This is a genomic window from Winogradskyella forsetii (assembly GCF_013394595.1).
Lineage (GTDB): Bacteria > Bacteroidota > Bacteroidia > Flavobacteriales > Flavobacteriaceae > Winogradskyella > Winogradskyella forsetii.
Genome location: NZ_CP053348.1, coordinates 3358892 through 3375000, shown reverse-complemented (window position 1 = coordinate 3375000; position 16109 = coordinate 3358892). Strand labels below are relative to the sequence as shown.

Genomic DNA, 16109 nt, shown 5'->3' with positions numbered 1-16109 from the left:
TCCCCTTGCGTTTGGCTTGGTCTATAACTATTCATAAAAGCCAAGGGTTAACGTTTGAAAAAGCGATAATTGATGCCCAAGGTGCTTTTGCTCATGGGCAAACCTATGTCGCATTAAGTCGTTGTAAATCTTTAGAAGGCTTAGTTTTAAAGAGTAAAATTGAACCCCATCAGATTATTAGCGACCAAAATGTTCTTGATTTCAACAAAAATGCAGAAGCCAATCAACCCAATGAGGCTACTTTACAACAGTCTAAATGTAAGTTTCAACTTAATTTAATTTCTGAGGTTTTCGATTTTTATAAGTTTCTCTACCCAGCGGGAAGAATTTTGGATATCTATTATAAGAATAGAGGTAGTATCGAAGGAACGATAGAGCAGCCGATGAATACCATCAAGGAAAGTATAACCAATTTACTTAAAGTAAGTAATAACTTTAAGGCGCAATTAAGTAGTTTAGTTGATGAAAATGAAATTCCTGAGGATAATGCTAATTTGCAAGAACGGTTTTTAAAAGCGGTTAGTTATTTTACGGAGCAGACAAAGTCTACACTGGTAAAATCCCTAGAAGATTTTAGTTTTTCAACCGATAACAAAACCATTCAAAAGGATATTGAAAAGCAACTAGACATTTTAGAAGAATTACTAGAAACAAAGTTATCTTATTTTGAAGGTCTAAACGATGGTTTTAAAACTGATAAGTTTTTGGAATTAAGAGCTAAATCTGTTTTCTTAGGAAAGGAGAAACCAAAAAAACAGAGAAAAACCGTGATAGATGGAACAACTAACGTTGAACTATTTGAATTACTTAGACAACTCAGAAATGACATAGCAAAACGCGAAGATTTAATACATTACCAAATTTTTACGCAAAAATCGCTTTATGCAATTTGTGAAACGCTACCAACAACAAAATCAGAGCTAAGTCAGATACAAGGTATGGGTAAAACCCGAATCGAAAGATACGGTTCAGAGATATTAAAGGTGATTTTGGATTATTGTGAAGAGAACGATATTGATCCATCTAGGCATGAACCAGTTTTTGAAGAATATCAGCCTAAAAAGGAAAAAGGAGATACAAAGAAAATTTCTTTAGAGTTATACAAAGCAGGAAAATCAATTGATCAAATTGCATTGGAGAGAGAATTAAATGCGAATACCATCTTTGGACATCTTGCAAGTTTTATTTCGACAAACCAAATTAAAATTACGGATTTAATGTCTTTAGAGCGTTATAATGAATTAAAGAAAATCATTCCTACTAAAACCTTTGAGAACCTTTCAGATTTAAAGCATCAATTGGATGATAAATTCTCATATGGAGAACTACGAATTGTCGTTAATGGGCTATCCGAAAACTAAAAAGCTTCAAATTAAATTCTGAAGCTTTTCAATTTTTTCCTATAAAATTATTCCTTTATCAAATTTCGAGAAATTACAATCTTCTGTATCTCTGAAGTCCCTTCATAAATCTGGGTAATTTTTGCATCTCGCATAAGGCGTTCCACGTGATATTCTTTTACAAACCCATTGCCACCATGGATCTGTACGGCTTCAACCGTATGCTCCATAGCCACTTTACTTGCATAGAGTTTAGCCATTGCACTAGACATATCATAATTATTACCTTGATCTTTATCCCAAGCCGCTTTCATAACTAACATTCTTGCGGCTTCAATATCTGTATACATATCAGCTAACTTAAAAGCAATCGCTTGATGATTACAAATCTCAGTACCAAATGCCTTTCGTTCTTTAGAATATTTCAATGACAGTTCATAAGCACCTGATGCAATTCCGAGAGCTTGAGCGGCAATACCTATACGTCCACCAGAAAGTGTTTTCATGGCGAATCTAAAGCCAAAGCCGTCGTCACCAATTCTATTTGCTTTTGGCACTTTTACATCGTTAAACTGAAGTGTATGTGTGTCGCTTCCTCTAATGCCGAGTTTATCTTCTTTAGGACCAATATCAAAACCTGGCATGCCTTTTTCGAGTATAAAAGCATTGATGCCATGAGACCCTTTATGTTTATCGGTTTGGGCAATTACTAAAAAAACTTCTGCACGTCCACCATTGGTAATCCAGTTTTTAGTACCATTCAGAATGTAATGATCCCCTTTATCTATGGCAGTCGTTCTTTGGGAAGTGGCATCACTACCAGCCTCAGGCTCACTTAAACAAAACGCACCAATGCATTCGCCAGTAGCTAATTTGGTTAAATATTTCTGCTTTTGTTCTTCATTTCCATAAGCTTCAATACCATAACAAACCAAGGAATTGTTTACAGATACCATAACAGAAGCAGAAGCATCAATTTTAGATAGCTCTTCCATAATTAGTACATATGAAATAGCATCCATGCCGCTTCCACCATATTTTGGGTCTACCATGATACCCATAAATCCTAATTCGCCCATCTTCCGCACTAATTCATCAGGAAAAGTTTGTGAATTATCACGTTCTATAACCCCTGGAAGTAATTCATTTTGTGCAAAATCTCGCGCGGCATCACGAATCATTAAATGCTCTTCTGTTAAACTAAAGTCCATAAACTATTACTTTTATTGATTTCTTAAAAATTTCATGCAAAGATAATTGTTTCTTGTGGTATTTTCAATAAGTAATATTATTTTTACTAATATGATAAAAACCGAATACAATATTATAGCCTTAATGTCTGGTACGTCGTTAGATGGCATTGATATCATTTATGTTCATTTTTTCTATGATAACCAATGGGCGTTTAAAATCCATAATGCTGAAACCCTAAAATACCCAAAGCAATGGAAATTGACTTTAAGCCAATTGGTTGCGATGCCAATGAACCAATTAAAACAAGTGGATTCTGAATATTCTGAATATTTGGCAAACGTAATTTTAGATTTTATAAATAAGAACGCAATCCAAACGATTGATTTCATTGCTTCTCATGGGCACACAGCATTGCATCAACCAGAAAATGGTTTAACCTATCAAATCGGGAATCAGCAAATTTTAGCGGATAAATTAAACCATAAAGTTATCTGTGATTTTAGAGTTCAAGATGTGGAATTTGGTGGGCAAGGAGCCCCTTTGGTTCCAATTGGCGACCAGTTATTGTTTAAGGACTATGACTATTGTCTCAATCTTGGAGGCTTTGCCAACATTTCTTTCGAATTAAATAAAGAAAGAATTGCTTTTGATATTTGTCCGGTTAATATTGTTTTGAATCATTACGTTTCAAAAATAAACTTAGACTATGACCATAAAGGTCAGTTGGCTGCAACGGGACATATCAATAATGAGTTATTATGTCAACTCAACGAACTTCAATTTTATAAAGAACTACCACCAAAATCTTTAGGATTAGAATGGGTAGAACAGACTATATTTCCTTTAATTGATTCCTATCAACTTCAAATAAAAGATCTCTTAAGGACTTATATCGAGCATATTGCTGTTCAAATTTCAAAAATAGTAAGGCAGGAGAATTCAAAGGTTTTGGTTACAGGTGGTGGTGTTTATAATGAATTTTTAATGCAACGGATAAAAGGACTTTCAAATTCTGAAGTTATTATGCCCAACAATGAAATCGTTGAATTTAAGGAAGCCTTAATTTTTGGACTTTTAGGAGTCTTAAAAGCTAGAAATGAGGTCAATTGTTTAATGAGTGTGACAGGTGCAGAACGAAATCATTCTTCGGGAAAAATATTAATTCCGAAAATTAATTATTAATTCACTTTTTAGGCTTTAGAGTTTTTTATATTTGTTACAACAATTTAAACTAACAAAAATTGATAAAAGATTTACTTCAGAAATACGAAAACAAATCTCCAGAAATCGTATTTCATTGGAACGACCCAGAAACTGATGCAGAGGGTTGGACAGTAATTAATTCACTTCGAGGTGGAGCTGCAGGTGGTGGCACACGAATGCGTAAAGGGTTAGATCAAAATGAAGTATTATCACTTGCCAAAACCATGGAAGTGAAATTTACGGTTTCTGGCCCAGCTATTGGAGGCGCAAAATCTGGAATCAACTTCGATCCTCAAGATCCTCGAAAAAAAGGCGTTTTAGAACGTTGGTATGCCGCCGTTTCTCCATTGCTGAAAAGTTATTATGGAACAGGTGGTGATTTAAATGTTGATGAAATACATGAGGTCATTCCAATCACAGAAGAAAGTGGAGTATGGCACCCACAAGAGGGTGTTTTTGAAGGACACTTTAAACCTACCATTGCCGATAAAATCAATAGAATTGGTCAATTAAGACAAGGTGTTATTAAGGTCATAGAAAATCCAGATTATTCTCCGGATGTGAGCAGAAAATATACTGTTGCGGATATGATTACTGGTTTTGGTGTCGCAACCGCGGCAAAACATTTTTATGATATTAATGGGAGTTCCGTAAAAGGAAAACGCGTTGTTGTTCAAGGTTTTGGAAATGTAGGTGCAGCCGCAGCTTTCTATTTTGCTCAAATGGGAGCTAAAGTTGTTGGTATCATTGATAGAGCTGGTGGACTAATTAATAAAGATGGATTTTCATTTGAAGAAATTACAGATTTATACCTTCATAAAAACGGAAACACTTTAGTGGCAAAAAATTTAATTCCTTTTGAAGACATCAATCAAAAAATATGGTCTTTACAAACCGAAGTATTTGCACCTTGTGCAGCATCGCGATTAGTGACCCAAGATCAAATTGATCAAATGATAGCCACAGGATTAGAAGTGATTACGTGTGGCGCAAACGTTCCTTTTGCGGATAAGGAAATTTTCTTTGGTTCTATCATGGAACATACAGACCGGAAAGTGAGCTTGATACCAGATTTTATTTCAAACTGTGGTATGGCAAGAGTTTTTGCATACTTTATGGAGCGTAAAGTATTAATGACGGATGAAGCCATATTTAAGGACACGTCTAAAGTCATCAGAAAAGCATTAAAAGAAGTACATAACAATAATCCAACAAAAATAGGCATTAGCGAAACCGCTTTTGAAATTGCCTTAAGACAACTAATTTAATTTACCATGGAAACAGTAATCATTCTCGTATTCGTTTTTGGCTATTTAGCGATAACTTTAGAGCATAATATTAAAATAGATAAATTAATTCCGGCATTGGTAATGATGGCCATAAGTTGGGCATTGATTTCCTTGGGAATTGATGGTTTTTCCCAATGGTTCGATTCTGCCAACCATAACCTCATGGAAAATTTTGGACTTCTCGGGCATGAAGAAAAAATGCACCTAATGGAAGAAACCTTACTTCATCATTTAGGTAAAACGGCAGAAATCCTGGTATTTTTATTAGGCGCCATGACCATTGTGGAAATAATTGATTATTTCGATGGCTTTTCTACCATTAAAAACGCTGTAAACTTTAACAGTAGAAAGAAGTTGCTATGGATGTTTTCAATTCTAGCATTTGTTCTATCTGCAATCATCGATAACCTAACTGCGACTATTGTTTTGATTTCAATTCTTCAAAAAATCGTAAAGGAAAGAGATGTAAGAATCTGGTATGCGGGTTTAATTATAATTGCGGCGAATGCTGGTGGAGCCTGGTCTCCAATTGGAGATGTAACTACGACTATGTTGTGGATTGGCGACAAAGTGTCAACGGGAAAATTATTTATGTACTTATTTATTCCATCGTTGTTATGTATGGTGGTACCAACATTTATTGCTTCACTTTTAAAACCTTTTAAAGGTGACTTAGAATTGCAAGAATCTGACGGTAAACCCAAGAATAAATTTAGCTCCACCATGTTATTTTTAGGTCTTGGAGCTATCATTTTTGTACCGATATTTAAAGTAATAACACATTTACCCCCTTATGTTGGGATGATGCTGTCATTAGGTGTTGTGGCTATATTTGCTGAAATTTATAGTAATTCAAAATTTGCAATTTCAGAAGTCGTTTCAGAAGAACATGCAGAAAGTGCTAGCCATAGTCCTGTACACCATTCGTTATCTAAAATTGAATTGCCAAGTATCTTATTTTTCTTGGGGATCTTAATGGCAGTAGCTGCTTTGGAATCTTTAGGGATTTTATTCGGATTTGCAGGATCACTGCAAGAAACGATGCCCATGTTAGGGACAGAATTTCATCATGAAGGTGTGTCTGATTTAGTGGTATTATTATTAGGTGTCGGATCAGCTGTTATTGACAATGTACCTTTAGTGGCAGCAAGTTTAGGAATGTTTTCTGAACCTTTGGACAACGAGCTTTGGCATTTCATTGCTTATTCCGCAGGAACAGGAGGAAGCATGTTAATTATTGGTTCGGCCGCAGGTGTTGTAGCTATGGGAATGGAAAAAATCGATTTCTTTTGGTACTTAAAGAAAATATCTTGGTTGGCATTAGTTGGTTTCTTAGCTGGTGCCGCTGCTTTTATGGTCACAAGATCCATTTTTTAAAATAGGAATTTAGTGTCCGATTAAAAGTGTTTTAATTTCTGAAACCTTAGTTAAGTATTTGGTTTCAAAAGTTTTTTTAAAAATAAAAAAAGAAAAATTTTGAATTAAAACAAAGGTGCTTGTCAGTTACTTAGAATCAAGTCTTGGTTCTAATGTCTAACAGTGAAGCGGTCCTCTTTTATCGGAATAAAATAAATTGAAATAACATATATACTTAAGCCAAAAACTTAACGTTATAACCATAAGAATTTAAAAAACAAATATTTTAGTATGATAGCATTAAGTACTATTCAAGATGAAGTAGACGTTTTAACTGATGGGGAATCGGTTGAAAAAACCTTATCTATAATTGAATTGATTACAAGTGGAGGCACCTCAGGAATTGTGATTATTCTCATTTTATTCCTACTCTTAATTTTAGCCATTTATATTTATTTTGAGCGCATTTTTGCCATAAAAGCGGCTTCTAAGGTCGATTCCAATTTTATGAATCAAATAAAGGATCACGTAAGTAATGGTAAAATTGATTCGGCACAAATGCTATGTGCTCAGCAAAACTCGCCTGTATCAAGACTAATTGCCAAAGGCATTACCAGAATTGGAAAACCGCTTGAAGATATCAATACGGCCATTGAAAATGCTGGTCGGTTGGAAATTTATAATCTCGAAAAAAACGTGAGTGTTTTAGCGACCATATCTGGAGTTGCGCCGATGATAGGTTTCTTAGGAACTGTAGTTGGGATGATTATTTCTATTTTCGAACTGGCAAATGCAGGTGGAACGATTCAGATGGATGTGCTTGCAAGTGGATTATATACAGCCATGACAACGACCGTTGGTGGACTTATTGTTGGTATTGTTGCTTACGTGGCTTATAACCATGTTGTCGGACGAACAAACAAAGTCGTTTACCAAATGGAAGCGAATTCCATTGAGTTTTTAGATCACTTAAATGAACCAATCTAATTTATGAACATTAGAGGACGAAATAAGGTAACACCAGAATTCAACTTCGCTTCAATGACGGATATTGTATTCTTGTTATTAATATTTTTTATGATAGCGTCAACATTGGTAAGTACAAATGCTATTGATATTATATTACCAAAAGCAAGTGGTAAGACCGAGAATAAAAAATCAACAGCTGTAAGTATCAAAAAAGATTTGACCTATTATATCGATCAGAAACGTGTTGGCGAAAGTGTATTGGAAACACAGTTATTATCCATATTATCGAATCAAGAATCGCCTACCATAGTATTACGAGCTGAAAAATCAGTACCTGTAGAAAATGTAGTGAAGGTTATGGATATTGCCAATCGAAATAAATTTAAAGTGATTTTGGCTGTGCAGCCGAATTAAGCGGTATCATTTTGAATAAGTACTATGACCTATCAGGTTTTTCAAACCTAGCAGGTTTAAATCAATAAAAATTAAAGTGAAATACTTAGAAACCAAACACGAACGTAATTCTGCAAGAATCACAGTACTCATTACCGTGATCCTGCTATTATTGTTATTTGTAGTTGGTCCTAATTATATGGATCCACCAGAAGAATACGGTGTAGCCGTAAACTTTGGAACAACGGATTTTGGTAGTGGAAACAAACCTTTAAGTGAACCACGAAAAGCTGTTGAAGATAAAATTGTTGAAGAAAGTGCTGTCGAAGAAGTGCAACCAGAAGAATCGCAAGTCATGCCAACAGAAGCTGCTACCAAAGCAGAAGAGGTAATGACACAAGATAATGCTGAGGACATCGCCATAAAAAAGCAAAAAGAAGCTGAGGCGAAAGCCAAAGCTGCAGAAGCCAAAGCCAAGGCCGAAGCCAAAGCTGCAGCAGAAAAAATAGAGCGCGAAAAACGCGAAGCAGAAGAAAAGAAACGTCAAGAAGAAGCAGAGAAAAGGAAAAAATTAGATAATCTTATTGGAGGCGTTAAAAATGCCGAAGGCAATACCGATGGAGGTGAAGGACCAGATAGTCAAGGTGGCAATAAAGGACAACTAGATGGTGACCCTTACGCACCAAGTTATTTTGGAGGTTCTGGACCTGGAAAAGGAGGTGTTGGTTATGGTCTTGGAGGTCGTGGTAAACCATCGCGCCAAATATTTGAACAGGATTGTAATGAATACGGTTTAGTTGTCGTTCGGATTGAAGTCAACCGACAAGGGAAAGTAATAAAAGCGCAACCAGGTATTAGAGGTACAACCAATACCCATCCATGTTTATTAGAACCTGCAAAAAAAATCGCTATGTCCCATAAATGGCCTTCTGATCCTGATGCACCAACAACCCAAGTTGGCTTTGTGAGTATTAACTTTGATGTTGGTCAATAAGCCATGAATTATTTAGATACCGTAAATTGGATGTTTCAACAGCTTCCAATGTATCAAAATAAAGGCAACTCCGCTTTTAAAAAGGATTTAACCAACACTATTAACTTAGCGAAACACCTCAATCATCCAGAAGATAAATTCAAATCCATTCATGTTGCAGGTACCAATGGAAAAGGCTCTACAAGTCACATGTTGGCTTCTATTTTACAGGAAGCTGGCTATAAAGTTGGGTTATATACTTCGCCACACTTAAAAGATTTCAGGGAACGCATTCGCATTAATGGAAACGTCATAACTAAGCAAGCTGTTATTGGTTTTATCAAACGAAATAAAACCTTTTTAGAAACCAATCAATTGTCGTTTTTTGAAATGACCGTTGGTATGGCATTCGATTATTTTGCAAATCAAAAGGTGGATGTTGCTGTGATTGAAGTCGGACTGGGAGGACGGTTGGATTCTACGAATATCATTACACCAGAGTTATCAATTATTACAAATATTGGTTTCGACCACGTTCAGATGTTAGGCGATACACTTCAGAAAATTGCTGGAGAAAAAGCAGGAATCATTAAAAAGAATATTCCGGTTGTCATTGGGGAAACACAAGCTGAAACTGAAAAGGTCTTTCGAAACAAAGCACATGAAACGCAATCTGATATTTATTTTGCAGATCAAATGATAAAGGACATATTGGAGAGTGACCTTAAAGGAGCTTACCAAATGCATAATATCAAAACCGTTTTGCAATCGGTAGAAACCTTAAGGGCTATAGGATTTAAAATTTCAGATAAAAACTTAAAAACTGGACTTTTAAATGTGGTGAAAAACACAGGTTTACAAGGTCGATGGCAGGTTTTAAGTAACGAACCTAAGATTATCTGCGATACAGCGCATAATAAGGAAGGCTTAAGTTATGTGTTGAAACAAATTAAAAATGAAACCTATAATCAGCTTCATATCGTTTTTGGAGTTGTAAATGATAAGGATTTAACTTCAATTATTCCGATACTTCCAAAAGACGCTATTTATTATTTCTGTAAACCAAATGTGCAACGTGGATTGGAGGCCGAAATATTAAGACTTGCATTCGAAAAACATCAATTATCAGGAGAATCGTTCCACAGTGTTTCTGAAGCTTTAGCCCATGCAAAATCCAATGCAAAGCCTAACGATTTAATCTATGTTGGAGGAAGTACTTTTGTCGTGGCAGAAGTCATTTAATTAGCATATTTTCTATAATAAGCTCTGTATAGATTGTCAAGGCTCAATTTGGTAAGTACGATGTTGTCGGTGGTTTCAATATTTTTCATGGAGATAGTGTTATCATTTCTACTGGTGATCGTGTCAGTAGGCATTACGCTTATTTCAGACATCGTTGCTTTGTCAATTTTGCGAAGTTTAAAAATATCCGAAATAGCTGTATGTGATTTAAATTGAGAAAATTTAGAGGTTTCGAAATTCTTACCACTATAAAAAAGTATGGAATCTAATGGATTAATGGAGATGAATATAGTTTTGTTTTGCGGAATATAAATAGATTCATCTTTACCTTTAACCATCTTAAAGACAATTAGGTCTGAACCAATTTTGTTTTTAATTTCAACCTTTAAATTCTCAGATTCAACGGTATCGCTCTTTATGATGTTGAAGGTTTTAGGATATGGATTAGAGAAAGGTATAATTTCTGTTTTGCGAGGTATAGGGTCAATTTCTTGGGTTCTATGGGTTATGCGTTTTAAAGAATAGTAAAATCGGATGCGATTGTCATAGGTAGATCTTGTTTTTTTCGGACTTGAGTTTTCTTTTTGAGATAATTCGTATTCTTTATTGGATTGCTCTATTCTGCTTAAAATAAATATAGACATCAGAATAGCTATTGCGGTAATACCTAAAACAAGGATGACACTATTTCTTTGAAATGGAACTTTAACTGAACCTATTTCTGTTTCCGATGAATAATCGTACGCATATTCTTTTGCATTTTCAGCAGTATTGTCAATGAATAGTTTCGTCGCAACATCATCAATTTGGCTTTTTTGAAAAGCCACTTGGGCTTGAGAAACAAACCTAAATAATGGATGTTTAGAATCGATATCAAATTGGTCAAATACTTCAGTAATGGTGTCGTATAACTTTAGGAGTTCGTTTTTGAAGTATGGTTCATATAAATTAAGAATTTCATAGAAATAATAATTTTTTATGTATTTAATATTTTGTTCTGGATTTTCAATAAGATTTTCACCTAAATAAATTACGGCATAATTAACTTTATTCTTTAGTAAATTTTTAATAATCATTTCACAGCCACTAGAAAATAATACAGATTGACTTAGAATTTGAAATAATATCTTTAATTCATTCTTGTCGAATAGGTGTTGTATTAGTTCAGGAAGAATATGTTTTATATAAGGTTCTATAAAAAGCTTGAAACCACTTAAATAAGAAATGTGTTCAACAGAAAGTTCAATTTTATATTTTTTTAGTTGATCAAATCGCTTAAAAAACAAGTCCTTTAGCCAAGGATTTTCTTCTATTGTGACGTGGTATGAGCGTGAAACGTCATCTTTTAGACCACTTATAATTGTGGTTTTGTTTTGTAAATCCAGTGCGTCTACTTCATGTGTGATTTCTTTAAGTTTATATGGAGATAAATTAATGAGATCTTCAATAGTGAGATTAAAGTGGTCTATATAAGAGTAGTATTTCAATAGGATTTTGTTTTATACTAATATATCAAAATTGTATAATTTTGATCGTAATATAATGCCTTTTATATTCTTATGTTTGAAACAAGAAACTCAAGAATAAAAATTTGATTTTTTTTCTAAAAAACCTTTTGAGATATTAAAAACTAGTCTATATTTGCAATCCAATTTAGAGGGCGCGTAGCTCAGTTGGTTCAGAGCACTTGGTTTACACCCAAGGGGTCAGGGGTTCGAATCCCTTCGCGCCCACATCAATTACGATTCCGATTTGATTTTTCAAATCGGAATTTTTGTTTCAAAATATGACTGAGCGTAAGCTCATAGTTATATTTTGAAACAAAAATTCCAAGATGCGCCAAAGCGCATCTGAATTGTATTTGCAGGAGCGGTTTCGCCTAGGGATATGTAATCCCATGTACAGAGCGTAAGCTCATAGTTATATTTTGAAACAAAAATTCCAAGATGCGCCAAAGCGCATCTGAATTGTATTTGCAGGAGCGGTTTCGCTTAGGGATATGTAATCCCATTTACAGAGCGTAAGCTCATAGTTATATTTTGAAACAAAAATTCCAAGATGCGCCAAAGTGCATCTGAATTGTATTTGCGGGAGCGGTTTCGCCTAGGGATTGTAATCCCTTCTTTAAACTATGATATTTATTTAAAAAATAATAAAAGAAACACTATTTTTGAAATCAATAATTAAGGGTCATTAACTCAGTTGGTTCAGAGTGTTACCTTGACAGGGTAGAAGTCGCCAGTTCGAATCTGGCATGACCCACAACAATTGAAAAATCTACGTAAACGCGTAGATTTTTTTTTGTTCACAAAGTACGCTGCATAAACTTTAGCTTCTTTGAATCGCTAATCAATGAAATGGTTTTAAATTGTATGTTACTTCTACAATTTTACAGCGTCTAAACGATAGGCTTACAGTGCGTTTTTTCAAAGCGGTTTGTCAAAAAGGAAATGAGCAATTAAAAGTTTTAAAACAGCTAAGGTGTCATGGTGTATTATTTTAAATTAAGATTCAGAATTAAATGAATTAAAAAAATAAACATTATGAAAATACAAGCCTATTTATCGTTTAAAGGAAACTGTCAAGAAGCACTAAATTATTATAGTGAATTGTTTGATGCGGAAATTATAAATCGCCAAACCTATGAAGATAAAAAAATAGATGTGCCTTCTTCTTATAGAAATAATCTGCAACATGCTGAATTGAAAGGAAAAAATGTGCACTTTATGGCCTATGATGCGTCGCCAGATACACCTCTCAACAACGGGAATCAAATCCATATGAGTATTGCCGTAACTGATAACACAGAAGGTAAAAATTTATTTGAATCCTTATCCAAGGGAGGGCAGATACACCATAATTATAGAGAAAGAGAATGGGGTTATTTTGGGCGTTGCACCGATAAGTACGGAATTGGATGGATGGTAAATTGTAATTAATAAAAATCCAAACCGAAAACTGGAAATTGAACAATCCATCTATTGTATGATAGATGGATTTTTTAAGCTTATAAAATAATTTAAATTATAAACACGGCTTTATATAAAGTCTAAAATTCGCTCCAATGCCATGCCACGAGAGCCTTTAATCAAAACCGTCGCATTATTAAGGTCAAGGTCTTTGAGAATAGGTTTTAAATCCTCAAAACTGGGATGCTTGTAAATAGATGTGTTACTGTTGGTTTTGTAAAAATTCTTACCGATAATATGAATATGAGTTTGAAAATTTTGTTCTATAAAATCAACAATCTCTTGATGTTCTTTTTCAGCGTTGGCACCTAATTCAAACATGTCTCCAAGAAATAGATATTTGTTTTCGGCATTTAACTGTTTAAGATTATGGAGTGCGGCCAACATACTAGTTGGGTTGGCATTATAGGCATCAAGAATAATTTTGGTGCTGCCTTTTTCTATAATTTCAGATCGGTTATTAGCTGGTTGGTAGCTTTCAATAGCTTTTTTTATGTTTTCAGAAGTGACATCAAAATACTTTCCAATAGCCACTGCTACAGCAATATTTCCATAGTTGTAGTCACCGATAAGCTGACTTTCAATTTTAATATCATCATAAATTAAGGTGACATAAGGGTTCGCACTATCAAAAGCGATGACACAATCATTGTTCAAATGCGTTCCAAATGTGCTAATATTAGAGTAATCTCCAATTTGGGCCACTTGCTTTTCATCGTCAGTATTTATAAAAGCTGTTTTTTCATTGGCTATTAAGTGGTCATATAATTCCGATTTTCCTTTGACCACACCCTCAATACTTCCAAAACCTTCTAAATGTGCTTTACCAAAATTGGTAATCAGACCATAATCTGGTTGTGCAATACCACATAAAAAATCAATTTCTTTTTGGTGATTGGCACCCATTTCAACGATTCCGAAGTCTAAACCTTCACTAAAACTCAATAGGGATAAAGGCACGCCAATGTGGTTATTCAGGTTTCCCATGGTAGCTTTTACATTGTAGGTTGAAGCTAAAACCGTATTAATAAGTTCTTTTGTGGTGGTTTTTCCATTACTGCCTGTTAATGAAATAATTGGGATATTAATAGCATTTCTATGATAGGTAGCAAGGCTTTGAAGCGTAGTTAATACATCGTCCACATATATGCAGTTAGTGTTTGTTATGGCTTCAGTATCATCTACAACACAGTATTTTGCTCCGCCATCAAAAGCCTTTTGCACAAACTGGTTACCATCAAAATTATCGCCTTTAAGGGCAAAATACATGCAATCCTGTTGTAGTTTCCTTGTGTCTGTTGAGACCCCAGAACAGTTTCTGAAATTTTTGTATAAATCGTCAATTTTCATAGGCTTAAAAATAAAAAAAGTCCTGATACATTGATCAGGACTTTTATAAATATTATTTAACGATTATTAGTTTCGTCTCTTTCCTCCATTGTTGCTCTTAGAGCCAACTCTAGATACTGCGCATCTAAAACCGATATCATCAGTAGCCATATCTTGTGGGAAATAACGACGTTGAGCAGGATCAATCCAGTAAGCTCTATCTCTCCAAGAACCACCTTTATAAACTCTTACTTCGTCATTGATCAACGAGGTTCTGCTGTTAGACTGGTCATATTCTCTAACTAATCCGCCTTCCGTAGAATCTACTTGAACAACATGCTTCGGTGAATTGTACATTTTCCCAGTAGTACTTTCTTTTTCACCTTCGGTTTCTTCAAAGTTTTCTCTGTAGTAGCGAGAAGAACGTTTGTCACCGTCTCTGTAATTTCTATTATCACTTTGACTAAAGTTGGTTCTTAAATAGGTTTCATCTTCGTCAATAGGAATTCTTGCAATTTCACCTGGTAAATCCCTAGCCACAATTTTACCTGTACTTGTTGTATCGTAAACAATTTCGTCAGAGGTTACGATTTTTACAGTTCCATCTTCATTAATGGCATTTTTGGTATATACATTTCCTCTGTAGTAGTTAAAGTCATTAAACTCATCATCTACAATAGGTCTGTAAACATCGGCAACCCATTCAGAAACGTTTCCGGCCATATCATATAATCCGTAATCATTAGGTGCATAAGTTTTAACTTCTGCTGTAATATCAGCACCATCATCAGACCAACCTGCAATTCCACCGTAATCTCCTTTACCTTGCTTAAAGTTAGCCATTTGATCACCACGATTTACACGTTTTCCTGATCTTGTATATTGACCATCCCAAGGATATTTTTTACGTCCTCTATAAACATTATACTGACGTAATTCACTCATGCCTAATGCTGCATATTCCCATTCAGCTTCCGTTGGTAGTCTAAATTTTACAGGAATCAAACCCGTTTCTCGACTTGCATAAACGTTGATTGGATTACCTTCTGCATCTGTCTGTTCCCTGCGTTTTCCGCCTTCCAAAACTTCTGTATTTCCACCATAAGTTTGTGAAGGTGCATTGATGTATGTATCAGTGCTAAATGTGCTTTCTGCATTTACATCTGTAAGGTGCGCATCTCTTTTTATGTAACCAGCTTCTTGTAAAGCCATTTCAGCAACACGGTCAGTTCTCCAGTTGGCATATTCAACGGCTTGAATCCAACTAACACCAACCACAGGATAATTTGCATAGCCTGGATGACGCAAATAGTTTTCAGTCATCATTTCGTTGTAACCTAAGCGATTTCTCCATACTAAAGTATCTGGAAGTGCGCCTTTATATATTAAAGCGAAATTAGGATCATCTGGTGGATATACATTTTTTAGGTAATCTAAGTAAAATGTATAGTTAATATTGGTAACTTCAGTTTCATCCATATAAAATGACTGGATGTGTTGTTGATTAGGGGTGTTGTTCCAATCATGCATCGGATCATCACCTACTTTACCCATTGTAAAAGTTCCACCTTCAATGAAAGCAGTTCCAGGAGGCGTCTCCTGTTCTTTGAATTGTGTGTTGTACTGAAAACCACCATTTTTATCGTTGATTTTCCAGCCTGTGGCACTATCTACGTTGCCAGAATTAGAAGAACGGTTGCAACTTACAATCGAAGCGCAAAGCGTTATTGCTATTAGAAATTTTAGGTTTGAGACATTTTTCATATCCATACGTTTAAGTAAGCTCGTTTAATTTTAGACCCGCAATATAACAATTAAAGGTAAACTAACAACTTTTTTTTGCGTCTAAATG

Annotated in this window: 13 protein-coding genes and 2 tRNA genes (1 of these 15 cut by a window edge); 11 read left to right on the top strand and 4 right to left on the bottom strand. The window is 34.9% G+C overall.

Annotation, left to right across the window (positions count from 1 at the left end):
* Positions 1-1361, top strand: the 3' portion of a protein-coding gene (locus HM987_RS14635) for a helix-turn-helix domain-containing protein (RefSeq protein ID WP_179008789.1). The gene continues 1075 nt to the left of window position 1, outside the view; the window shows 1361 of its 2436 coding nt (coding positions 1076-2436); its start codon lies off the left edge, out of view; its stop codon occupies positions 1359-1361.
* 47 nt (positions 1362-1408) lie between these two features.
* On the opposite strand, the gene HM987_RS14630 is transcribed toward HM987_RS14635, so the two are convergent.
* Positions 1409-2551 carry an acyl-CoA dehydrogenase gene (locus HM987_RS14630; protein ID WP_179008788.1) on the bottom strand — a complete coding sequence of 381 codons (1143 nt, stop codon included), beginning with the start codon at positions 2549-2551 and terminating at the stop codon, positions 1409-1411.
* Positions 2552-2642: 91 nt separating this feature from the next.
* Between HM987_RS14630 and HM987_RS14625 the strand changes: the two genes are divergently transcribed.
* From HM987_RS14625 to HM987_RS14595, 7 genes are all read left to right on the top strand, one after another.
* Positions 2643-3716 carry an anhydro-N-acetylmuramic acid kinase gene (locus HM987_RS14625; protein ID WP_179008787.1) on the top strand — a complete coding sequence of 358 codons (1074 nt, stop codon included), beginning with the start codon at positions 2643-2645 and terminating at the stop codon, positions 3714-3716.
* A gap of 62 nt (positions 3717-3778) precedes the next feature.
* Entirely contained in the window at positions 3779-5005 is a 1227-nt protein-coding gene (locus tag HM987_RS14620) for a Glu/Leu/Phe/Val dehydrogenase (protein ID WP_179010074.1), read from the top strand.
* A gap of 6 nt (positions 5006-5011) precedes the next feature.
* A complete protein-coding gene (gene nhaD / locus HM987_RS14615; RefSeq protein WP_179008786.1) occupies positions 5012-6403 on the top strand; it encodes a sodium:proton antiporter NhaD in 1392 nt (463 codons plus the stop codon).
* Positions 6404-6673: 270 nt separating this feature from the next.
* Positions 6674-7369: a MotA/TolQ/ExbB proton channel family protein gene (locus tag HM987_RS14610; protein ID WP_179008785.1), complete on the top strand. Its 696-nt coding sequence runs from the start codon at positions 6674-6676 to the stop codon at positions 7367-7369.
* Positions 7370-7372: 3 nt separating this feature from the next.
* A complete protein-coding gene (locus HM987_RS14605) occupies positions 7373-7765 on the top strand; it encodes an ExbD/TolR family protein (protein ID WP_178989878.1) in 393 nt (130 codons plus the stop codon).
* Between the two features lie 76 nt (positions 7766-7841).
* Positions 7842-8738 carry an energy transducer TonB gene (locus tag HM987_RS14600; RefSeq protein WP_179008784.1) on the top strand — a complete coding sequence of 299 codons (897 nt, stop codon included), beginning with the start codon at positions 7842-7844 and terminating at the stop codon, positions 8736-8738.
* A gap of 3 nt (positions 8739-8741) precedes the next feature.
* Complete coding sequence (locus HM987_RS14595) at positions 8742-9959, top strand: bifunctional folylpolyglutamate synthase/dihydrofolate synthase (protein WP_179008783.1); 1218 nt, start codon at positions 8742-8744, stop codon at positions 9957-9959.
* Here the strand turns inward: HM987_RS14595 and HM987_RS14590 are convergent.
* Complete coding sequence (locus HM987_RS14590; RefSeq protein WP_179008782.1) at positions 9956-11446, bottom strand: hypothetical protein; 1491 nt, start codon at positions 11444-11446, stop codon at positions 9956-9958. The genes HM987_RS14595 and HM987_RS14590 overlap by 4 nt on opposite strands.
* Before the next feature lie 171 nt (positions 11447-11617).
* Between HM987_RS14590 and HM987_RS14585 the strand changes: the two genes are divergently transcribed.
* From HM987_RS14585 to HM987_RS14575, 3 genes are all read left to right on the top strand, one after another.
* Positions 11618-11692 (top strand) — tRNA-Val (locus tag HM987_RS14585).
* 454 nt (positions 11693-12146) lie between these two features.
* Positions 12147-12221: transfer RNA gene (locus HM987_RS14580), tRNA-Val, on the top strand.
* 281 nt (positions 12222-12502) lie between these two features.
* Positions 12503-12898 (top strand): VOC family protein, encoded by a 396-nt coding sequence (locus tag HM987_RS14575; protein WP_179008781.1) that lies wholly within the window; start codon positions 12503-12505, stop codon positions 12896-12898.
* Positions 12899-12997: 99 nt separating this feature from the next.
* On the opposite strand, the gene HM987_RS14570 is transcribed toward HM987_RS14575, so the two are convergent.
* Both HM987_RS14570 and gldJ read right to left on the bottom strand, forming a co-directional pair.
* Complete coding sequence (locus tag HM987_RS14570) at positions 12998-14197, bottom strand: UDP-N-acetylmuramoyl-tripeptide--D-alanyl-D-alanine ligase (protein ID WP_306293668.1); 1200 nt, start codon at positions 14195-14197, stop codon at positions 12998-13000.
* Between the two features lie 147 nt (positions 14198-14344).
* Positions 14345-16027: a gliding motility lipoprotein GldJ gene (gldJ, locus tag HM987_RS14565; protein WP_179008779.1), complete on the bottom strand. Its 1683-nt coding sequence runs from the start codon at positions 16025-16027 to the stop codon at positions 14345-14347.
* Positions 16028-16109: the final 82 nt, after the last annotated feature.